20 protein-coding genes and 2 tRNA genes are annotated in these 21154 nt (G+C 64.5%); 3 read left to right on the top strand and 19 right to left on the bottom strand.

Translation table 11 applies throughout. The annotated features are described in order from the left end of the window. Window positions 1-41: 41 nt before the first annotated feature. The 11 genes from rpoB to rlmB all read right to left on the bottom strand — a co-directional run bounded on the left by rpoB (window position 42) and on the right by rlmB (window position 9979). A complete protein-coding gene (rpoB, locus tag IE00_RS04965) occupies window positions 42-4187 on the bottom strand; it encodes a DNA-directed RNA polymerase subunit beta (RefSeq protein ID WP_072295951.1) in 4146 nt (1381 codons plus the stop codon). A gap of 229 nt (window positions 4188-4416) precedes the next feature. Next, a complete protein-coding gene (gene rplL / locus IE00_RS04960; protein WP_072295950.1) occupies window positions 4417-4788 on the bottom strand; it encodes a 50S ribosomal protein L7/L12 in 372 nt (123 codons plus the stop codon). A gap of 65 nt (window positions 4789-4853) precedes the next feature. Beyond that, window positions 4854-5369 (bottom strand): 50S ribosomal protein L10, encoded by a 516-nt coding sequence (rplJ, locus tag IE00_RS04955; RefSeq protein WP_072296000.1) that lies wholly within the window; start codon window positions 5367-5369, stop codon window positions 4854-4856. Window positions 5370-5631: 262 nt separating this feature from the next. After that, the gene (gene rplA / locus IE00_RS04950; RefSeq protein ID WP_072295949.1) at window positions 5632-6330 is read right to left on the bottom strand and encodes a 50S ribosomal protein L1; all 699 of its coding nucleotides are present in this window, start codon (window positions 6328-6330) and stop codon (window positions 5632-5634) included. Window positions 6331-6333: 3 nt separating this feature from the next. Beyond that, complete coding sequence (gene rplK / locus IE00_RS04945; RefSeq protein ID WP_072295948.1) at window positions 6334-6786, bottom strand: 50S ribosomal protein L11; 453 nt, start codon at window positions 6784-6786, stop codon at window positions 6334-6336. A gap of 76 nt (window positions 6787-6862) precedes the next feature. Next, window positions 6863-7399: a transcription termination/antitermination protein NusG gene (gene nusG, locus IE00_RS04940; RefSeq protein ID WP_072295947.1), complete on the bottom strand. Its 537-nt coding sequence runs from the start codon at window positions 7397-7399 to the stop codon at window positions 6863-6865. A 170-nt stretch (window positions 7400-7569) separates the two neighbouring features. After that, the gene (gene secE / locus IE00_RS04935; RefSeq protein ID WP_072295946.1) at window positions 7570-7767 is read right to left on the bottom strand and encodes a preprotein translocase subunit SecE; all 198 of its coding nucleotides are present in this window, start codon (window positions 7765-7767) and stop codon (window positions 7570-7572) included. A gap of 105 nt (window positions 7768-7872) precedes the next feature. Beyond that, window positions 7873-7948: transfer RNA gene (locus IE00_RS04930), tRNA-Trp, on the bottom strand. Window positions 7949-8036: 88 nt separating this feature from the next. Continuing rightward, a complete protein-coding gene (locus IE00_RS04925; RefSeq protein ID WP_072295945.1) occupies window positions 8037-8468 on the bottom strand; it encodes a CoA-binding protein in 432 nt (143 codons plus the stop codon). A 206-nt stretch (window positions 8469-8674) separates the two neighbouring features. Next, window positions 8675-9082, bottom strand: coding sequence for a YHS domain-containing (seleno)protein (locus IE00_RS04920; protein WP_083554057.1), 408 nt, complete (start codon window positions 9080-9082; stop codon window positions 8675-8677). A gap of 93 nt (window positions 9083-9175) precedes the next feature. Further along, window positions 9176-9979, bottom strand: a complete 804-nt coding sequence (gene rlmB, locus IE00_RS04915) for a 23S rRNA (guanosine(2251)-2'-O)-methyltransferase RlmB (RefSeq protein WP_072295944.1) — start codon at window positions 9977-9979, stop codon at window positions 9176-9178. Between the two features lie 122 nt (window positions 9980-10101). Between rlmB and IE00_RS04910 the strand changes: the two genes are divergently transcribed. Together IE00_RS04910 and IE00_RS04905 are read left to right on the top strand one after the other, a co-directional pair. Continuing rightward, window positions 10102-10185, top strand: a tRNA-Tyr gene (locus tag IE00_RS04910). Window positions 10186-10393: 208 nt separating this feature from the next. Further along, on the top strand, window positions 10394-11362 hold the full coding sequence (locus IE00_RS04905) for a hypothetical protein (protein ID WP_371328426.1): 969 nt from the start codon (window positions 10394-10396) through the stop codon (window positions 11360-11362). A 36-nt stretch (window positions 11363-11398) separates the two neighbouring features. Here the strand turns inward: IE00_RS04905 and mgrA are convergent, their stop codons facing one another. Both mgrA and ileS read right to left on the bottom strand, forming a co-directional pair. Beyond that, entirely contained in the window at window positions 11399-12448 is a 1050-nt protein-coding gene (gene mgrA, locus IE00_RS04900; RefSeq protein ID WP_072295942.1) for an L-glyceraldehyde 3-phosphate reductase, read from the bottom strand. After that, complete coding sequence (ileS, locus tag IE00_RS04895; RefSeq protein ID WP_072295941.1) at window positions 12438-15350, bottom strand: isoleucine--tRNA ligase; 2913 nt, start codon at window positions 15348-15350, stop codon at window positions 12438-12440. The genes mgrA and ileS overlap by 11 nt, the downstream gene beginning before the upstream one ends. Window positions 15351-15559: 209 nt before the next feature. Between ileS and IE00_RS04890 the strand changes: the two genes are divergently transcribed. After that, window positions 15560-16387, top strand: a complete 828-nt coding sequence (locus IE00_RS04890; protein WP_072295940.1) for a DUF6635 family protein — start codon at window positions 15560-15562, stop codon at window positions 16385-16387. A 9-nt stretch (window positions 16388-16396) separates the two neighbouring features. Here IE00_RS04890 and queF read toward each other — a convergent pair whose 3' ends face one another. From queF to IE00_RS04860, 6 genes are all read right to left on the bottom strand, one after another. Further along, entirely contained in the window at window positions 16397-16858 is a 462-nt protein-coding gene (gene queF / locus IE00_RS04885; RefSeq protein WP_072295939.1) for a preQ(1) synthase, read from the bottom strand. Window positions 16859-16940: 82 nt separating this feature from the next. Then, window positions 16941-17579: a trimeric intracellular cation channel family protein gene (locus tag IE00_RS04880; RefSeq protein ID WP_072295938.1), complete on the bottom strand. Its 639-nt coding sequence runs from the start codon at window positions 17577-17579 to the stop codon at window positions 16941-16943. Beyond that, window positions 17576-18025: a ribonuclease HI gene (rnhA, locus tag IE00_RS04875; RefSeq protein ID WP_072295937.1), complete on the bottom strand. Its 450-nt coding sequence runs from the start codon at window positions 18023-18025 to the stop codon at window positions 17576-17578. Before rnhA ends, IE00_RS04880 begins: the two co-directional genes overlap by 4 nt. Beyond that, window positions 18018-18644, bottom strand: coding sequence for a glutathione S-transferase family protein (locus IE00_RS04870; protein ID WP_240493793.1), 627 nt, complete (start codon window positions 18642-18644; stop codon window positions 18018-18020). The genes rnhA and IE00_RS04870 overlap by 8 nt, the downstream gene beginning before the upstream one ends. Window positions 18645-18661: 17 nt before the next feature. Next, window positions 18662-19618 carry a 4-hydroxy-3-methylbut-2-enyl diphosphate reductase gene (ispH, locus tag IE00_RS04865; RefSeq protein ID WP_072295998.1) on the bottom strand — a complete coding sequence of 319 codons (957 nt, stop codon included), beginning with the start codon at window positions 19616-19618 and terminating at the stop codon, window positions 18662-18664. A gap of 63 nt (window positions 19619-19681) precedes the next feature. Next, the gene (locus tag IE00_RS04860) at window positions 19682-21112 is read right to left on the bottom strand and encodes a cobyric acid synthase (RefSeq protein WP_072295935.1); all 1431 of its coding nucleotides are present in this window, start codon (window positions 21110-21112) and stop codon (window positions 19682-19684) included. Between the last annotated feature and the right edge of the window lie 42 nt (window positions 21113-21154).

Genomic DNA, 21154 nt, shown 5'->3' with positions numbered 1-21154 from the left:
AATGAAGGGCACGGTGGAAGGGTGAGTGGGGGCTTGCGCCCTCACTCTTCTTCTTCCGCATCCAGGAGTTCCATGTTGAGGCCCAGACCCCGGACCTCCTTGACCAGAACGTTGAACGATTCCGGCACGCCTGCTTCAAAGTTGTCCTCGCCCTTGACGATGGACTCGTAAACCTTGGTGCGGCCTGCGACGTCATCCGACTTCACGGTCAGCATTTCCTGCAAGGTATAGGCGGCGCCATAGGCCTCCAGTGCCCAGACCTCCATCTCACCAAGACGCTGGCCACCGAACTGGGCCTTACCGCCCAGGGGCTGCTGCGTGACAAGGCTGTACGGGCCCGTCGAACGGGCGTGCATCTTGTCATCGACCAGGTGGTGCAGCTTCAGGATGTACTTCATCCCGACGGTGACCTTGCGGGCGAACTGTTCGCCCGTGCGGCCATCAAACACCACCGACTGTCCCGAGGTATCGAACCCGGCACGCGTCAGCGCATCGTTGATGTCGGCTTCCTTGGCACCGTCGAAGACGGGGGTGGCGATCGGAACACCCGTGCGAACCGTCTCGGCGTGTTCGCGCAGCTGCTCATCCTCCATGCCGTCGAAGGTCGAGGCATAGAGATCGTCACCATAGCCGTTCTTCATCGCGTCGCGGACCGGGGTCATGTCGCCATCGCGACGATATGCCTCCAGCGCCTCGTCGATCTTGATGCCAAGACCGCGCGATGCCCAACCCATGTGGGTTTCCAGGATCTGACCCACGTTCATGCGCGACGGCACGCCCAGGGGGTTCATCACCAGGTCGACGGGGGTGCCGTCAGCCAGGAACGGCATGTCTTCCATGGCCACGACCTTGGACACGACGCCCTTGTTGCCGTGACGGCCGGCCATCTTGTCGCCTGCCTGCAGCTTGCGCTTCACGGCGACGAAGACCTTGACCATCTTCATCACGCCGGGGGGCAGGTCGTCGCCCTGACGGACCTTCTCGACCTTGTCCTCGAAGCGGGCTTCCAGCAGCTTCTTCTGGGTGTCGTACTGGCCGTTCAGCGCCTCGACTTCCTTGGCGATGTCTTCCTCGCCCACGGCAAGCTGCCACCACTGACCACGGCTCAGCGTGCCCAGCAGCTCCTCGGTGACCTCGGTATTGGCCTTGACGCCTTTCGGCCCCTTGACGGCAACCTTGCCCAGGATCAGCGACTTCAGGCGCGCATAGATGTTGCGGTCCAGGATGCCCTGTTCGTCGTCGCGGTCGCGCGCCAGACGCTCGACTTCCTCGCGCTCGATCTGCAGGGCACGTTCGTCCTTGTCGACGCCGTGGCGGTTGAAGACGCGAACCTCGACGATCGTGCCATAGGCACCGGGCGGCAGACGCAGCGAGGTATCGCGGACGTCGGACGCCTTTTCACCGAAGATGGCGCGCAGCAGCTTTTCTTCCGGCGTCATCGGGCTTTCGCCCTTGGGGGTGATCTTGCCCACCAGGATGTCGCCCGGACCGCATTCGGCGCCGATATAGACGATGCCGGCTTCATCCAGATTGCGCAGGGCTTCTTCGCCCACGTTCGGGATGTCGCGGGTGATCTCTTCCGGCCCCAGCTTGGTGTCGCGGGCCGCCACTTCGTATTCGTCGATATGGATCGAGGTGAACACGTCGTCGCGGTGGATCCGCTCGGAGATCAGGATCGAGTCCTCATAGTTGTAGCCGTTCCACGGCATGAACGCGACGACCACGTTCCGACCGATTGCCAGTTCGCCCTGGTCGGTCGAGGGACCGTCCGCGATGACCTGGTTGGCCACGACCTTTTCGCCCACCTTGACCAGCGGACGCTGGTTGATGGTCGAGGACTGGTTCGAACGCTTGAACTTGCGCAGACGATAGATGTCCACGCCCGCGTCGCCCGCACCCAGATTCTCGGTCGCGCGCACCACGATACGCTGCGCATCGACCTGGTCGATGACGCCGCCGCGACGCGCCATGATGGCGGCGCCGGAATCGCGGGCCACGGTCGCTTCCATGCCGGTGCCCACGAAGGGTGCCTCGGCGCGCAGAAGCGGCACGGCCTGACGCTGCATGTTCGAACCCATCAGGGCGCGGTTGGCGTCGTCGTTTTCCAGGAACGGGATCAGCGCCGCAGCAACCGAAACCAGCTGCTTGGGCGACACGTCGATCAGGTCGATGGCATCGACCGGGTTCAACATGAAGTCGCCTGACTGGCGGGTGCTGATCAGCTCGTCGACGAAACCGCCTTCGGCATCCAGCGTCGCGTTGGCCTGGGCCACGGTGTGACGCATTTCCTCGGTCGCGGACATGTAGACCACGTCGTCGGTCACCTTGCCCTCGACCACCTTGCGATAGGGGGTCTCGATGAAGCCGTATTTGTTCACCCGCGCGAAGGTCGCGAGGCTGTTGATCAGACCGATGTTCTGACCTTCGGGCGTCTCAATAGGGCACATCCGGCCATAATGGGTTGGGTGAACGTCGCGGACCTCGAAGCCTGCGCGTTCGCGCGTCAGACCGCCCGGCCCAAGGGCCGACAGGCGACGCTTATGCGTCACTTCGGACAGCGGGTTGGTCTGGTCCATGAACTGCGACAGCTGGCTGGAGCCGAAGAATTCACGCACCGCCGCCGCAGCGGGTTTGGCGTTGATCAGGTCCTGCGGCATGACGGTGTCGATCTCGACGCCGGACATGCGCTCGCGGATGGCACGCTCCATGCGCAGCAGGCCGACGCGATACTGGTTTTCCATCAATTCGCCGACGGAACGGACACGACGGTTGCCCAGGTGGTCGATGTCGTCGATCTCGCCCTTGCCGTCGCGCAGCTCCACCAGGCCGTGGACGCAGGCGACGATGTCCTCGTGACGCAGCGTGCGCTGCGTGTCGGGGGCATCCAGGTCAAGACGCATGTTCATCTTGACGCGACCGACGGCGGACAGGTCGTAACGCTCGCTGTCGAAGAACAGGCTGTTGAACAGGTTCGACGCGGCCTCGACGGTGGGGGGCTCGCCCGGGCGCATGACGCGATAGATATCCATCAGCGCCTGGTCGCGGTTCATGTTCTTGTCGGCCGCCATGGTGTTGCGGATATAGGGGCCGACATTGACATGGTCGATGTCCAGAACCGGCACATCGTCGATGCCGTTGTCCAGCAGGACCTTCAGCAGGCCGCCGTTCAGCTCGCCGTCCTTGCTGTATTCCGCGGTGATCTCGTCGCCGGCCTCGGCATAGATGAAGCCGGTGGTGTCGTTGACAATGTCCTTGGCAACGAAGCGGCCGACGATACGTTCGAACGGCACCAGCAGGTTCAGCTGCTCGCCGGTTTCCTGCAGTTTCTTGACCAGACGCGGTGTGACCTTTTCACCGGCCTTGGTGATGATCTCGCCGGTGTCGGCATTGACCAGGTCGAAGGCCGGACGGGTGCCACGCACGCGTTCGGGGAAGAAGCGGGTGACCCAGCCCTGTTCACGACCGTCGCGACGCAGGGTATAGTTCACCGTCTCATAGAAGCTGTCCATGATCGCTTCCTGATCCATGCCCAGGGCATAGAGAAGCGTCGTCACCGGCAGCTTGCGGCGACGGTCGATGCGCGCAAAGACCAGGTCCTTGGCGTCGAATTCGAAATCCAGCCAGCTGCCGCGATAGGGAATGATGCGGCATGCGAACAGCAGCTTGCCCGAGGAATGGGTCTTGCCGCGATCGTGGTCGAAGAACACGCCCGGGCTGCGGTGCATCTGGCTGACGACGACACGCTCGGTGCCGTTGACGACGAAGGTGCCGTTCTGGGTCATCAGGGGCATGTCGCCCATGAAGACGTCCTGTTCCTTGATGTCCTTGACGGATTTCGCCCCCGTGTTCTCGTCGACATCGAACACGATCAGACGCAGGGTGACCTTCAGCGGCGCGGCATAGGTCATGTCGCGCTGCTGGCACTCGTCCACGTCGTATTTGGGGTGCTCAAGCTCGTATTTCACGAATTCCAGCGTTGCGGTCTCGTTGAAGTCCTTGATCGGGAACACAGATTGGAACACGCCCTGAATCCCGTCGCCATCATTGTGGCCGGTGCCTTCGCCCGAATTCAGGAACAGGTCATAGGAGGATTTCTGAACCTCGATCAGGTTCGGCATCTCCAGAACTTCACGGATGTTGCCATAATAGCGCCGGATACGCTTTTGGCCGACATAAGCTTGCGCCATGGGGTCTTGTCACCTTTCGTCTTCGCGCGCGTTCCGGGTCGGGGCCCCCGGAATACGGCCTACGAATGCAGGGGTGAGGTTCCATTCATGCCGCCCGTCCCACCGCGCGGCTCCCGAACCTCGAACATGCCCTGAAGGAATGTCCGCAACCGGACCGCCCTTCAAGACAGGTTCGGCAGGGACCGGGAAAACCCGGACCCTGCCTGTCTCTAACCGATCTTGCGACCGATTACTTGAGTTCGATCTTGGCGCCAGCTGCTTCCAGCTTTGCCTTGATTTCTTCGGCTTCGGCTTTCGAAGCGCCTTCCTTGACCTTGCCGCCAGCTTCCACCAGGTCCTTGGCTTCTTTCAGGCCCAGACCGGTGATGCCGCGAACTTCTTTGATCACGTTGATCTTGCTTGCGCCGGCGTCGGTCAGGACGACGTCGAATTCGGTCTTTTCTTCTGCGGCTTCGCCAGCAGCAGCGGGACCAGCCATCATGACGGCGCCACCGGCAGCCGGCTCGATGCCGTACTCATCCTTCAGGATGGTCTTCAGTTCCTGGGCTTCCAGCAGGGTCAGGCCCACGATTTCTTCGGCGAGTTTCTTCAGATCAGCCATTTTTCCGTTCTTTCCAGTTAGTGTTCCAACGTCGGGTTTCAAACCACCAGTCGGGGATAAGTTGCTTACGCAGCCTCACGCTCTTCCAAGGTCGTGAGGATGCTCGCGATGTTCGAAGCAGGCGCGCCAATGGCACCGGCGATGTTCGAACCAGGCGCACCGATGCACGATGCGATCTGAGCGATGAGCTCTTCACGCGACGGCATCGAGGCGACGGCTTTCACACCGGCCGGATCCAGGGCCGAGTCACCCATTGCACCACCCAGGATGACGAAACGTTCGTTATCCTTGGCGTACTTGTCGGCGATCCGGGCAGCAGCCACGGGATCTTCCGAATAGGTGATCACGGTCATGCCCGTCAGGTAGTCGGCGATGCTTGCGCAAGGCTTACCTTCCAGGGCGATCTTGGCGAGCTTGTTCTTGGCAACGCGAACGGAACCACCGGCTTCGCGCATGCGCGAGCGGAGATCCTGCATATGTGCAACCGTCATCCCCTCGTAGTGGGCAACCACCACGACGCCAGAGCTTTCAAAGATCTGGCCGAGCTCGTCGACCACCTGTTCTTTTTGTGCTCTATCCACGGTTTCACTCCAAGTTGGGGGTTTCCCCCCGGCTCTCACTTTCCTGCGCCCGGAACCGGGCAACAGGTCGGGTCCGCATCGGGGCAAGATCGCCCGAAGGACTGGCCTTCGGAAAAATGCTTCCCCGTCTCAGGAAGGACATTAAGCAGGCGGCTGCCTGCACCCTCCGTCTCGGACAGGACGGGGCAACCTTGGCAGCCCCGCCATTCCCGGCCCAAGGGCCAGGAAACTTGTCGGATGCGCCGAAACGCATCCTGAAAACTCAGTTGGCGGCTGCCGAAGCGACATCCACCGACACGCCCGGGCCCATGGTCGAGCTGATCGAGACTTTCTGCATGTATGTCCCTTTCGCGCCCGTGGGCTTCGCCTTGCTGACGGCGTCAACGAAGGCGCGCAGGTTCTGGGCCAGCTTGTCCTCGTCGAACGAGACCTTGCCGATGCCTGCGTGAACCACGCCGGCCTTTTCAGCCTTGAACTGCACTTCGCCGCCCTTGGCAGCTTCGACGGCCGATTTGACGTCCATCGTCACCGTGCCGACCTTGGGGTTCGGCATCAGGTTGCGCGGGCCCAGGATCTTGCCCAGACGGCCGACCAGCGGCATCATGTCCGGCGTCGCGATGCAACGGTCGAAATCGATCTTGCCGGCCTGGATGGATTCCATCAGGTCCTCGGCACCCACGATCTCAGCGCCGGCTGCCTTGGCTTCGTCGGCCTTGGGGCCACGGGCGAAGACGGCGACGCGGACGTCCTTGCCGGTGCCTGCGGGCAGCGTGACCACACCGCGGACCATCTGGTCTGCGTGGCGGGGATCGACGCCCAGGTTCAGCGCGATCTCGACGGTTTCGTCGAATTTCGCGGAGGCGGCCGACTTGACCAGCTTGACGGCCTCTTCGACGGTCAGGTTGGACTTGCCGTCAAAGGCAGCGCGGGCTGCGACTTTCTTTTTCGAAAACTTTGCCATGACTTAGCCTTTCACCTCGATACCGATCGAACGGGCCGAGCCGACGATGATCTTCATGGCCTGATCGATGTCGTTTGCCGACAGATCAGCCATCTTGGTTTCGGCGATCTCGCGGATCTGCTTGACCGTGACGGAACCCGCATTCATGCGGCCGGGCTTTTCCGAACCGCGTGCGCGGTTGCGCTTGCCGACCGGCTTCAGACCAGCGGCGCGCTTCAGCAGGAAGGATGCCGGGGGCGTCTTGGTTTCGAAGGTGAACGACTTGTCAGCGTAATAGGTGATCACGACCGGAACGGGGGCACCCTGCTCCATCTCCTGCGTCTTGGCGTTGAACGCCTTGCAGAATTCCATGATGTTGATACCGCGCTGGCCCAGTGCGGGACCGACGGGGGGCGACGGGTTCGCTTGGCCCGCCTTGATTTGCAGCTTCAGGCTGCCGACAACTTTCTTGGCCATGTGGCCTCTCCTTCATCATCATGCCCGCATGTGCAGGCCTTGACTTAGCGGTGCGGCTCGCGCCTCCCGCGGCTGATCACGAGGTCTTGGAGACCTGCGTGAATTCCAGTTCGACCGGCGTCGGCCGGCCAAAGATCGACACGGTGACCTTCACCCGCGACGAGATCTCGTCCACTTCCTCGACCATCCCCGAGAAGCCTTCGAAGGGGCCGTCGGTGACGTTGACCTGTTCGCCCACGTCGAAGCGGATCAGGTTGCGCGGCGCGGCTGCCTCGCCGTCGCTGGTGCGGTTCATCATCGCGTTCACTTCGTCGTCCCGCATCGGCATCGGCTTGCCCTGGGCACCCAGGAAGCCGGTGACGCGGTTGATCGAATTGACCAGGTGATAGGTCCGATCCATCATGTCCATGTGGACCAGAACGTAACCCGGCATGAAGCGGCGCTCGGACGTGACCTTCTTGCCGCGCCGGATCTCGATCACTTCCTCGGTCGGGACCAGCACCTCGTCGATCTGTTCTTCCAGACCCTTCTCGGCGACAGCCTGACGAATCGCCTCGGCGACCTTCTTCTCGAAGTTCGAGAGGACACTGACCGAATACCAACGCTTTGCCATGTCTCGATCGACCCCTGCTCATCTCGGGGGAATCACACGGAACCGCGCAACCCCTTGAATTCTAAATGTATCCGAAAAATTGAAATCGGCGCGCACGGAATTCCTATGCACGCCGCCTTCCGGACAGTCGTGGGCAGATACCGCCCCTGGCCGCGAATTGCAAGCCCTGATCAGCCGCTGATCAGTCGCAGCCCTTCGGTCAGACCCGTGCGAACGGCCAGATCGACCAGAAAGAAGAACAGGCTGGTGATCGAGGCGAAGATCATGACCATGATCGTCGTCGTGATGACCTCGCGGCGCGTGGGCCACGTGATCTTGGCGGCCTCGGCACGGACCTGGTTGATGAACTGGACTGGATTGGTGGCCACGACAGGCTCCTTCGCAAGTGCAGGCGCTGATGTAACGAAGCCGTCCGGTCGTGACAACCCTGCATGAAGCCCGTCCGGGCGGCGGCTGTCTTGAGCGGAAGGACCTGGCAGGGGCAGAGGGACTCGAACCCACGACCCTCGGTTTTGGAGACCGATGCTCTACCAACTGAGCTATACCCCTGAGGTCGGGCCTGATTAGAATTTGCCCGAGCCCCCGTCAAGCAGATAACCGGCGGTTTCGTGGCCGATCGCCATCGGACCCGCCCAGATTACAGAAATTCCGGGAATTCGATCTTGGGACAGCGGTCCTGCACGACCATGATCCCTGCTCGACGGGCCTTTCTGGCGGCCGTGTCGTCGCGCACGCCCAACTGGGTCCAGATCACCTTCAGGTCGGGCAACTGCTCCAGCGCCTCGTCCACGATCCCGGCCACCGCCGAAGATTGCCGGAAGATGTCGACCATCTGCACGCCCGCATCTTTTGGTATGTCGGTCAGACTTGCATAGACCTTGCAGCCCAGAATGTCGTGACCTGCGTGGCCGGGATTGACCGGGATGATCAGCTTGCCCTTGGCCTGCAGGTATCGCGCGACACCCCAGCTGGGGCGGGATTCGTTGGGCGACAGACCCACCACCGCGATCACCGAGACATTTTGCGCGACCCATTCGATATCGCGGTCTTCAACCTGCTGAACGTCCATTCCAACCTCCCTGCGCTGCACCCTGAAGTTGAGCGACCCTCTCATAGAAAAGGCGCCCGGACCACAAAGTGGCCGAGCGCAAGTCACGGAACGAGGGACAGTGATCTGAACATGACCGTTCCGGGGTCATGCTCCATGAGGTAAATGGGCATCACCTCCGAATGGTTCCACCCACATCACGACTTCGTGATTCCAACCGCGAATCGTCAGTCGTCGCGCCAAGCGGTCCGGGCATGCTTCAAGACCGTTTCGCTATTCTGCCGAAGCTTGCGTTCTGCCGCCCCTGATCGCAGCAGATAGAGATGACCCTTGATGATGGCAAAATACCGCGGATCACCGCGCTGCGGCTGCCCCTCGGACAGAGAGACCGGGCAGATGCCGTCGAAATCGGGCGCAAAGCTGCGGGGATCGGATTCGAACCGGGCGCGATTTTCCTCGGACGCGAAATGCCACAGCTTGCCCTGCCACATGGTCGCGATATCGCTGCGGCCCGGCACGGCGCGACCCGCATCGGCATAGCCCACGGGATCGAAGCCACCCAAGGCCCAATCCTGAGCCTGGACCGGCAGGGACGACAGCATCGTCAAGGCAAAGCTGAAAACAAGGTGGCGCATGGAAACCCGGGTCCTGTCAGAGGAAGCCTCTATGTGACAGCGCCCGGGCCGATTCTCAACGCGCGTGACATAAACGTCGCAGGGTTGTGATATTCACGCACCGCTTGCGGCGTAAAGGCCGATGGCCGCCGCGTTGGACACGTTCAGCGAACCGAAATCAGCGGCAAAGGGGATGCGGGCGACGTGATCGCAGGTCTTCAGCGTCAGTTCGCGCATGCCCGGACCCTCGGCGCCCATCACCAGGCAGACGGCGCGACCCTTCAGGTCATCCATCAGCTTGGGCAGCGATTCGGTGCCGGTGCCGTCCAGACCCACCAGGATGAAGCCCATCCCCTTCAGCTGGCTCAGCGCTTCGGCCAGGTTCGGCACGCGCAGATAGGGCTGGCGCTCCAGCGCCCCGGACGCGGTTTTCGCCAAGGCGCCCGTTTCAGGGGCCGAATGGCGATGCGGCGCGATGACCGCCCGCGCACCAAAGACCTCGGCCGATCGCAGGATCGCACCGATGTTGTGGGGGTCCGTCACCCGGTCCAGCGCCACCAGCAGCGGCCTGCGTTCGCCCGGCGCCTCACGCAGCGCGACCTCCGACAGGCTGCCCCATTTCAAGGGCTTCACCTCAAGCGCTGCGCCCTGATGCACGCTTTCGGCCGAAAGCGGAACGGCCTTGTCGAAGACGCGCGAATCCGTGACTTCGGGTTCCATCCCGTGCAGGTCGCCGAGCCGCGCCAAGGCGTTCTGTGTGACCACCAGCCGCAGCTTGACCCGGTCGGGATTGGCCAGCGCGTCGCGCACCGCGTGCAGACCGAACAGCCAGACGGTTTCGGCTGCGGCCGCGCGGCGGGCGCGTTCCTTGTCGATGACCCAGGTGGGCTTTTTCGAATTTCCGGTCTTCTCGGCCATTTTCAGTGTCCTTTCATGCCCACCCTCTCTGCGCGGGACGACGCAATCGCGCAAGCCCTGGAAATCTGCTTGACGCCCCCAGACGGGGAAGCTAATCACCCCCCACGCCGAAAGCGATCGGCGGGCGACGTGCTGCAAGGTGCGGCAGCGGACTGTAACTCCGCCGGGGAGACCCACGCCTGGTTCGATTCCAGGGTCGCCCACCACTTTCGATCTTCCACCCCGGAATCGAGAGTCGGTGACCGACAAGCCTGTCCGACAGGCATCCCCCGATCATGAAAATCTTCCATGGGTTCCGCGGGCTTGTGCGATCACCCGGGCTTTTGATTCGCGGCATCTGCGTCTAACATTCGATGCAGTGGAAAAGCGGCCGGGGTCATTGTGTCAGCACGCAGGAAGAAGCAGCCGAATCTGTTGATCATCGCGCAGGCCGGGCGTCTGCAATACGAGGCGATCATCTTCCTTGCCAGCCTGCGCGCCTCGGCCCCCGGATGGACGGGTCGCGTCATTGTCGCCGAACCGCGTGCCGAAGGGGCTTGGGCCGGCCATGACACGGTGATCGCGGATGGCTGCCGCGACCTGATCATCGGTTTCGGCGCCCAGATCGTGTCCTTCACCGCGACGCATTTCGGCGCCTCCTATCCGCAGGGCAACAAGATCGAGGCCCTGCAGGTCCTGCCGACCGGGGAGCCCTTCATCTTCTTCGACACCGACACGCTGGTGACCGGTCCGCTGGATCAGGTCGCCTTTGATACCCGCCGCCCCTCCGCCTCCATGCGGCGCGAAGGGACATGGCCCCTGCCCCCGCTTTACGGTCCGGGTTATGCCGCGATCTGGAAGTCGCTCTATGACCGGTTCGGGCTGGAATTCGACGGCACGCTGGACCTGACCCAGCCCGACGAACATTGGGAACGGTTTCTTTATTTCAACGCCGGCTGGTTCTTCGGGGCCGATCCCGCCGAATTTGGCAGACGCTTTCTGGAATGGGCGCTGGCCCTTCGCGATGATCCCAATGACGAGCTGGCCTGCCAAGCGATGGACCCGTGGCTGGACCAGATCGTGCTGCCGCTGGTCATCCACAGCCTGGGGGGCGGGCGTCCGGGGCCGGAGCTAGATGGCTTGGACGGGGGCATCACCAACCATTACCGCAAGCTGCCGCTGCTTTACGCGCAGTTCGATCATCACGCGATCGACGTCCTCGAGGACGCCGTCGCCCCCAAGCCGGTCAAGCGTGTGCTGCGGGATTGGGAACCGGCCCGCAAGCTGGTCTATCAGCAAAAGGGCCGGACCAAAGTCCAGCCCATCTTTGCCGACCGATCCCAACCGGTGAAGGAAAAGGTGATTCGCAACCAGCTGAAAAGCCGCGGCTGGTGGCTGATCTGATCGCGCGGCCGCCGGGTTGCCCCGGCGGCGGGACGATCACTGCCCCGCACCCTCGGACGATCGCGCCCAGATATTGACGTCGCCCTTGGCCGACAGCGTGTCGATCCGGGCGATCTCATCCTCGGAAAACCGAGTGTTGCCAAGCGCACTCACGCAATCGCGCACCTGTTCTGGCCGCGAGGCGCCGATCAGCGCGCTGGTCACGCGCCCGCCGCGCAGCACCCAGGCCACGGCCATCTGTGCCAGCGACTGACCACGTGCCTGCGCGATGTCGTTCAGCCCGTTCAGCCGGGTGATCATGTCGTCGCTCAGCCAATCCGGCGACAGGGACTTGCCCTGCGCCGCGCGGCTGTTTTGCGGAATGCCGTTCAGGTACTTGCCCGTCAGCATGCCCTGGGCCGGGGGCGTAAAGACGATGCTGCCGATGCCCAGATCGTCCAGCGTGTCCAGCAGCCCGTCGTTTTCAACCCACCGGTTCAGCATGTTGTAGCTGGGCTGGTGGATCACGCAGGGCGTCCCCAGATCCTTCAGGATCGCCGCCGCTTCGCGGGTCCGCGCGCTGTTATAGCTGCTGATGCCGACATAGAGCGCCCTGCCCGACCGGACGATGTGATCCAGCGCACCCATGGTTTCCTCCAAGGGCGTGTCGGGATCGAAGCGGTGCGAATAGAAGATGTCGACGTAATCCAGCCCCATCCGCTTCAGCGACTGATCGCAGCTGGCGACCAGGTATTTTCGGCTGCCCATCTCGCCATAGGGACCGGGCCACATGTCATAGCCGGCCTTGCTGCTGATGATCAGCTGATCGCGATATCCGGCGAAATCCTGGCGCAGGATGTCGCCGAAGGCTTCCTCGGCACTGCCCGGCGGCGGACCGTAATTGTTGGCCAGATCGAAATGGGTGATCCCCAGGTCAAAGGCCGTGCGGCAGATGTCGCGCTTGGTCTGATGGGGCGTGTCATGGCCGAAATTGTGCCACAGCCCCAGGCTGATCGCGGGCAGCTTCAGCCCGGAACGACCGCAGCGGCGATAATCCATCGCCCCATAGCGGTCGGCCGCGGGCTGCCAGCGGTTCTCAGTGACCATGGGACAGCACCTCGTCGCATCGGGCGCAGACGCCGGGATGGGCGTGCTTGCCGACATCGGGCAGGATCTTCCAGCAGCGCTGGCATTTCTTGCCCTCGGCGGTTTCGAAGACGACGCCGATGCCCGGAACCTCGGACAGGCGGAAGGCTTCGGACGGCACCGGGTCGCGGGTCAGCGACAGGTCCGATGTGATGCAGATATCCGCAAACGCCACCGATTGCAGCGCCGCCAGCGTTTCCGCATCCTCGACATGGATGACGGGGGCGGCCTCCAGGCTGGCGCCGATGGTCTTGTCGCTGCGCTTGACCTCCAGGGCCGCGGTGACGACGCGGCGCGCGCGGCGGACCTTGTCCCATTTGGCGGCCAAGGGCTCGTTCAGCCAGTCGGCGGGCGTGACGGCGAAATCATGCAGATGGATGCTGTCATCGTCCGATGGGAAGCGCGACAGCCAGACATCCTCCATGGTGAAGGGCAGGATCGGGGCCAGCCAGGTCACCAGGCGATGATAGAGCAGGTCCAGAACCGTCCGCGCCGCACGACGGCGTGGGCTGTCCGGCGCATCGCAATACAGCGCATCCTTGCGGATGTCGAAATAGAAGGCCGACATTTCCAGCGTGCAGAACTGGAACAGCGTCTGGAAGACGCCCTGGAAGTCGAACTGGTCATAGCCGCTGCGGACCTGATGATCCAGCTGCGCCAGACGGTGCAGGACCCATTGCTCCAGCTCGGGCATCTGCGCGGGTTCGACGCGTTCGGATTCGTCGAATTCCGACAGCGCCCCCAACAGGAAGCGCAGCGTGTTGCGAAGGCGGCGATAGCTGTCGGCCGTGCCCTTCAGGATCTCGGGCCCGATCCGCTGGTCGGCGGTGTAATCGGCCTGCGCCACCCACAGACGCAGGATATCGGCGCCATATTGTTCGATCACCTTGGCAGGGACGATGGTGTTGCCAAGCGACTTGGACATCTTCATGCCCTTCTCGTCCAGCGTGAAACCATGCGTCACCACATTGCGGTAAGGCGCGCGACCCTTGGTGGCCGATGCCTGCAACAGCGAGGACTGGAACCAGCCGCGATGCTGGTCGGTGCCTTCCATATAGACATCCGCAATGCCATCCGGCACGCCATCCTTGCGGTCGCGCAGCACGAAGGCATGGGTCGATCCGCTGTCGAACCACACGTCCAGCACGTCCATGACCTGATCGTAATCGTCGGGGTCGGCGATGCCTTCCAGCATCTGCGCCTTGAAGCCGTCGCGATACCAGACATCGGCACCCTCAGCCTCGAAGGCGGCGATGATGCGGTCGTTCAGGCGGGCGTCGCGCAGCAGGAAATCATCCGCCGTCGGCTGGACGCCCCTTTTCACGAAGCAGGTCAGCGGCACGCCCCAGGCACGCTGGCGCGACAGCACCCAGTCCGGACGGTTCGAGACCATGGAATGGATGCGGTTGCGGCCCGATTGCGGCCACCATTTCACCAGCTTGTCGATGCTGGTCAGGGCGCGGGCGCGGATGCTGTCGCCATGCTGGCCCATGCCGTCGTTCAACGGCTTGTCGATGGCGGCGAACCATTGCGCGGTGTTGCGATAGATCAGCGGCGCCTTGGACCGCCAGCTGTGGGGATAGCTGTGCTTGACCTTGCCCTTGGCCAGCAGCGCGCCGGCCCAGGCCAGCTGCTTGATGACACTGACATTGGCGGGGCCGTCCTTGCCGTCGGGCGCGATGATCGCCTGCCCGCCGAAGATCGGCAGGTCGGCGCGATAGCTGCCATCCGGTTCGACGTTATAGGTCATCGGCAGCTTGAAGCGCAGGCCCAGCTGATAGTCGTCATCGCCATGGCTGGGCGCGGTATGGACAAAGCCCGTGCCCGCATCATCGGTCACGTGATCGCCCGGCAACAGCGGCACGTCGTAATCCCATTCGCCCTGCCCGCCTTCGACGCCGCGGAAAGGATGGGCCAGCATGACGCCCTCAAGTTCGGCGGTGGGAACGTCGGCCACGCGGGTCCAGTCCTGAACCTTGGCCGATGCCATCACGCCCTCGGCCAGCGCATCGGCCAGGACCAGCATCTCACCGGTGGTGGCGGTGGCGTTTTCGGCGACTTCACCGACCTTATACAGGCCATAGGCGATATCAGGATTGAAGGCGACGGCGCGGTTCTGCGGGATGGTCCAAGGGGTGGTGGTCCAGATGACGACCGAGGCACCCTGCAGCGCATCACCCACCGGCTTGAACCGCACCCAGATCGTGTGGCTGGTGTGGTCGTGATACTCGACTTCGGCTTCGGCCAGCGCGGTCTTTTCCACGGGCGACCACATCACGGGCTTGGACCCCTGATAGAGCGAGCCGTTCATCAAAAGCTTCATGAACTCGCCGGCGATGACGGCCTCGGCGTGGTAATCCATCGTCAGATAGGGATCGTCCCACTTGCCGGTGATGCCAAGACGCTTGAATTCGTCGCGCTGGATGGAGACCCAGTCATCGGCGAAACGGCGGCATTCCTGGCGGAACTCGACCACGTCGACGGCGTCCTTGTCACGACCCTCGTTGCGGTATTTTTCCTCGATCTTCCATTCGATGGGCAGACCGTGGCAGTCCCAGCCCGGAACATAGCGCGCATCGCGGCCCATCATCTGGTGGCTGCGCACGATGATGTCCTTGATGGTCTTGTTCAGCGCGTGGCCGATATGCAGGTGGCCGTTGGCATAGGGGGGGCCGTCATGCAGCACGAAGGGCGCACGACCTTCCGCGCGTTCGCGCAGCCGGTCATAGATGCCGATGCGGGCCCAACGGTCCAGCCATTCGGGTTCGCGCTGCGGCAGCCCGGCCCGCATGGGGAAATCGGTCTGGGGCAGAAAGACGGTGTCGCGGTAATCGGGGGTATCGGCGCTGTTTTCGGCGGCCATCGGGGCGTTCCTTTGAAAGAAGTTCGGACAAGGCTGACCCGGCAGCGTGAAGGGTCACGCCACCGGGCTGCTAATTCGAGATCCGAACGCCGGAAATTCCATGGCACCCTCTATAGGAAGCGCGGCAAGGCGCTGCAAGCGGGGAACCTTGGCCGTGGCGGTCGCGCCCCCCGTAGGCTAAGCTGAGCCCGTTCACCCACGAGCGTCCCATGCACCCCGCCCCCCTGCGATCCCGCCTGTCCCGTCGCGACGCACAGCTGCGCCGCTTCGTGGCGCGCCGCTATGGCATCCGCGGCACGCTGGCGCTGCACCGCCACGCCTTCGGTGCCGATCTGCTGCGCGCGCCGGTGAACGTGTTGCTGGCCCCCGTGGCGCTGATCGCGCAGATCGCGGCGGCGATGCTGGGGCGTCTTGGGGCCGCACGGGCGGGCGCGCGGATCGGCGGCTGGCGGATCTTTCTGGCCTCGGACATGTCGCGCCACATCCACCGCGACCTGACCGCCCTGATCGCCGATCTGCAGGGCCAGGGCCTGGGCCCCGATGCCCCGCCCGCGCTGATCGACCGCGCCCTGCGGACCCACGTCGAAACCCGCAATGCCGTGGCCGAGATCACGACATCGCTGATCGTGCTGGTGTCGGGGTTCCTGCTGTTCCAGCGCGCGACACCGGGGCTGATCTCGCTGGCGGGTCCCTTGGCGCAGATGCGGGCGCATGAGGCCGCCCTGCGCGACTTCGCCTTGGGCGAAACGCTTGGCGCCGCGTGGTACTGGGCCTTTCCGGTGGAACTGTCGCCGCTTTACGTCGTGGCGACCGGGGTCGGGCTGGCCCTGATCGGGTCGGTCGTGACCACATTCGCAGGTGTCATCGCCGATCCCGTGCAGACCTGGACCGGCATCCACCGCCGTCGCCTGTCCCGCCTGATGGCCAGGATCGAGGCGCAGGCCGACAGCGCCGCCCCCGCCCCCGAACAGCTGATGGCACGGATGGGCGATCTGGCCGACACGCTGTCGCTGATCTGGCGGTCCTGGCGCGGATAAGGCGCGGGGTCAGCCGCGCCCGCGATAGGTCGGCACGCCCTGGTCGGGCAGCCACAGCCCCTGCGGCACCGCCCCCGTCTGCCAGAAGACGTCGATCGGCATGCCGCCCCGCGGATACCAATATCCCCCGATCCGCAGCCATTGCGGGTCCAGCAGGTCGGCGATGCGCTTGCCGATGCCGACGGTGCAATCCTCGTGGAAGGCGCCGTGGTTGCGGAAGCTGCCCAGGAACAGCTTCAGCGATTTCGATTCGACCAGCCAATCGCCGGGGACGTAATCGATGACCAGATGCGCGAAATCCGGCTGGCCCGTGATCGGGCAGAGGCTGGTGAATTCGGGCTGGGTGAAACGCACCGTGTAAAGCGTGCCGGGCTGCGGGTTCGGGACCCGTTCCAGCACGGCCTCTTCGGGGCTTTGCGGCAGCGTGGTGTTCGCGCCAAGCTGGGTCAGCGCGTCGGTGTAATGGCTCATGTCGATGGCTCCTGTTTTGACCGGGTGGGCTGCGACCGGAGCGGACCCGATACCAGCCCCGCGCCCCCGCGCCAAGAGGGTCCTAGCCGCGCGTCCGCGGGGGACGGGGCTTATAGACCGGCAGCTGCCATCCCCGGTGCAGGCTGCCCGCGCGCAGCACCCAGACCACGACCGAACAGGCGACCAGCGCCTGCCCCTGCGGCAGGCCCGCCCACAGCATCGCGACGGCCGTGACCGCCCCGCCGAATGCCGCGGTCAGGTACAGTTGGCCCTGTTTCAGGACCAGCGGCACCTCGTTTCCGACCACGTCGCGCATCAGACCGCCGAAGGTGCCGGTCACGACGCCCATGATGATGATGATGACGGGCCCGAATCCACCCTCGATGGCCACACCCACGCCCGCGGCCACCGCCACGGCCAGCGCGACGCTGTCCAGCCAGATCAGCCAGGTATAGCGGCTCTCGAACAGATGCGCTGTCCAGAAGACGACCAGCGCCGCCCCCGCCGCGATGATGACATAGGCGGGCTGGGCCACCCAGAAGACCATGTCACGCCCCAGGATCAGGTCGCGCAGCGTGCCACCGCCCACGGCCGTCAGGGCCGCCATGAAGATGAAGCCCACCGGGTCCAGCTGGGCGCGGCTGGCCACCAGCGCGCCGGTGATCGCGAAGATCAGCACCGACCCGTAATCCAGCATGGCGACGAAGGCTTCGGGCGTCATTTGAAGGGGGCCATGCCACCGCGGGCCAGTTCATCGGCGCGTTCGTTTTCCGCGTGGCCTGCGTGACCCTTGATCCAGCGCCATTCGACCTTGTGGGTCTTCTGCGCCTCGTCCAGGCGCTGCCACAGTTCGACATTCTTGACCGGCTTGCGATCGGCGGTCTTCCAGCCGTTGCGCTTCCAGCCGTGAATCCACTGGGTGACGCCGTTCTTCACATAGGCGCTGTCGGTGACGATCACAATCTGGCTGGGGCGCGACAGAGTCTCCAGCGCGCTGATGGCGGCCATCAACTCCATCCGGTTGTTGGTGGTGGCGGCCTCGCCGCCGGCCAGTTCGCGTTCCTTGACGACGGTTTCGCCATCCATGGCCCGCATCAGCACGCCCCAACCACCGGGGCCGGGATTGCCGCTGCAGGCGCCGTCGGTCCATGCGAACAGGTCAGGCATTCAGCACCCCCGGCAGGGCGGCGATGCGGTCCAGCCAGCGACAGACCGCCGGGAAACGTTCCATGTCGAAACCGCCCCGCGATCCGGCAGTGCAGGTGTACCCATAGAGGCAGAGATCGGCCAGGCTGACCCGGTCGCCTGCCAGCCAGTCCTGCGCGGCCAGGCGATCCTCCATGACCTGCAGCAGGGCGTGGCCGCAATCCAGCAGGTCGGCCAGACGTTCGGGCGTCGCATCGGCCGCACGGTGGGGATAGCTGACCAGCGCCTGGCGCACGGCGATGATGGGTTCGTGGTTGTATTGTTCCCAGAACATCCAACCCAGCATCCGCGCGCGGGTGGCCGCGTCGGACGGCACAAGGTCCGTCCCCTCGGCCAGGAACCACAGGATGGCATTCGATTCGCCCAAGGTCGTGCCGTCGTCCAGCACCAGCGCGGGAACCTTGCCATAGGGCAGCGCGCCATCCGCCTTGGCCTGCGCCAGCGCCGCCGAGCCGTATTCGCAATCGACGATACGGACGGGCTTGCCGGTCAGGGCCAGCAGGATCCGGACCTTCAGGCTGTTGCCGGAAGATGGCATGGAATAAAGCTGCATCATCGCCTCGTGCTTGTGCGGTGCCATGATCGGCGGACGGCGGATCAGGCGGGCTCGCGCAGCACGCGCGGCACCTTGAATTCCACGTTCTCGACGGCGGTCTCGACCACTTCCAGCGTCACGTCGAAGCGGGCGCGGAAGGCATCGACGACCTCGTTCACCAGCACCTCGGGGGCACTGGCACCGGCGGTGACGCCCACGGCCCGCGCACCGTCGATGGCCCGCCAATCGATCTGGTCGGCCCGCATCACCAGCTGGGAATAGGCGCATCCCTCGGCGCGTCCGACCTCGACCAGCCGTTTGGAGTTGCTGGAGTTTTCCGCCCCGATCACCAGCAGCGCATCGATCTTGGGCGCGACCGCCTTGACCGCCGCCTGGCGGTTGGTGGTGGCATAGCAGATGTCTTCCTTGGCCGGGCCCACGATGGCGGGAAAGCGCGCCTGCAGCGCCGCGACGATGGCGGCGGTGTCATCGACCGACAGGGTGGTCTGGGTGATGAAGGCCAGCCGGTCGGCATCGCGCGGCGCGATGGTCGCGACATCGGCCTCGGTCTCGACCAGGATCACCTCGCCCTCGGGCAGCTGACCCATGGTGCCCAGCACCTCGGGGTGGCCGGCATGGCCGATCATCACCATCTGCAACCCGGCGGCATGGTGACGCTCGGCCTCGACATGGACCTTGCTGACCAGCGGGCAGGTCGCATCGACATAAACCATCTGGCGGCGCTGCGCCTCGGCGGGGACGGATTTCGGCACGCCATGGGCGGAAAAGATCACCGGCCGGTCAGTGGGACAATCGTCCAGCTCCTCGACGAAGACGGCGCCCTTGGCCTTCAGCGAATCGACCACGAACTTGTTGTGCACGATCTCGTGCCGGACAAAGACCGGGGCGCCCCATTTCTGCAGCGCCATTTCGACGATCTTGATGGCCCGGTCCACGCCGGCGCAGAAACCGCGCGGCGCAGCCAGGTAAAGGGTCAACGGGGGCTTTTGATGTTCCATGCCCATCAGGTAGCGCGCGACAGGCGCTTCGTCCAGCACCCGCGCGGTCACATCTGCCATGCGTCAGCGCGCCACCGCCAGCAGGCCGCCGACATCCATATGGGTTTCCAGGTGGTCGGCCAGATCGTCCAGCGCCTGATCGACGCCCGCCTCGTATCCCGGTGCCGAAGGCGCACCCAACCGCGCCAGAAAGGCCGCCCGGAACCCGTCATCGGAAAACAGCCCGTGCAGATAGCTGCCCATCACCCGCCCATCCGCGCTGATCGCGCCGTCGGGGTCCGGCATCATCCCGAAAGGACGCGCGCAATCGGAACCGGTGGTGCGGCCAATGTGGATCTCGTATCCCCGGACCGGCTGGCCAAGCGCCTGCCCCGCGACCTGCACCACGCGCTTGTCCGGCGCCATCACGGTCCGCACGTCCAGCAGACCCAGGCCCTGCACCTGCCCCGCCGTGCCGTCGGCCCCTGCCGGATCGTCGATCACCTGCCCCAGCATCTGAAAGCCGCCGCAGATGCCCAGCACATGCCCGCCCCGCCGCAGATGCGCGGCCAGGTCGATGTCCCAGCCCTGCGCGCGCAGGAAGGCCAGGTCGCCGATGGTGGATTTCGTGCCCGGAATGACCACCAGGTCGGCATCGCCCGGAATGGCCCGCCCCGGCCCCAGCATGGTCAGCCGCACGCCCGGTTCGGCGGCCAGCGGGTCCAGATCATCGAAATTGGCGATCCGCGACAAGGTCAAACAGACGACATGCAGCCCCTGCCCGCGGCTGGCCCGCAGATCGACCGCATCCTCGGCTGGCAGGCGGTGGGCGCCCGCGAACCACGGGATGACGCCAAAGCCGGGCCAGCCGGTGCGTTCCGCGATCATCGCGTAACCATCGTCGAACAGACGCGGATCGCCGCGGAACTTGTTGATCAGGAACCCCCGCACCATGGCCGCGTCATCCGCATCGATCACCGCCTGCGTGCCGACGATCTGGGCGATGACGCCGCCGCGATCGATATCGCCCGCCAGCACGACGGGCACCCCTGCGGCGCGGGCAAAGCCCATGTTGGCGATGTCGCGGGGGCGCAGGTTCACCTCGGCGGGGCTGCCCGCGCCTTCGACGATGACCAGGTCGTGGGCGGCACTCAGGCGGCGAAAGCTGTCCAGCACGCCCTCCAGCAGACGCGGCTTCAGGGTGGCATAATCCCGCGCCTGCGCCCTTGCGATGGGGCGTCCGTGCAACAGGACCTGCGCCCCGGTATCGGTTTCGGGCTTCAGCAGCACGGGATTCATGTCGGTCACCGGGTCCAGCCCGCAGGCCCGCGCCTGCAGCGCCTGCGCGCGCCCGATCTCGCCCCCATCGGCGGCCACGGCGGCATTGTTGGACATGTTCTGCGGCTTGAAGGGGGCGACGGACAGGCCGCGCCGCCGCGCCGCCCGGCACAACCCCGCGACCAGCAACGACTTTCCGACATTCGAGCCGGTGCCCTGAATCATCACCGCAACCATGGGACACTCTTGCTTGCCATCATCCCCTGAGGTGACTAGATA

It is taken from the genome of Paracoccus sp. SM22M-07 (genome assembly GCF_001887735.1).
Lineage (GTDB): Bacteria > Pseudomonadota > Alphaproteobacteria > Rhodobacterales > Rhodobacteraceae > Paracoccus.
Note: the sequence above shows the minus strand (reverse complement) of the source record. Positions and strands in the feature narration are given on the sequence as shown.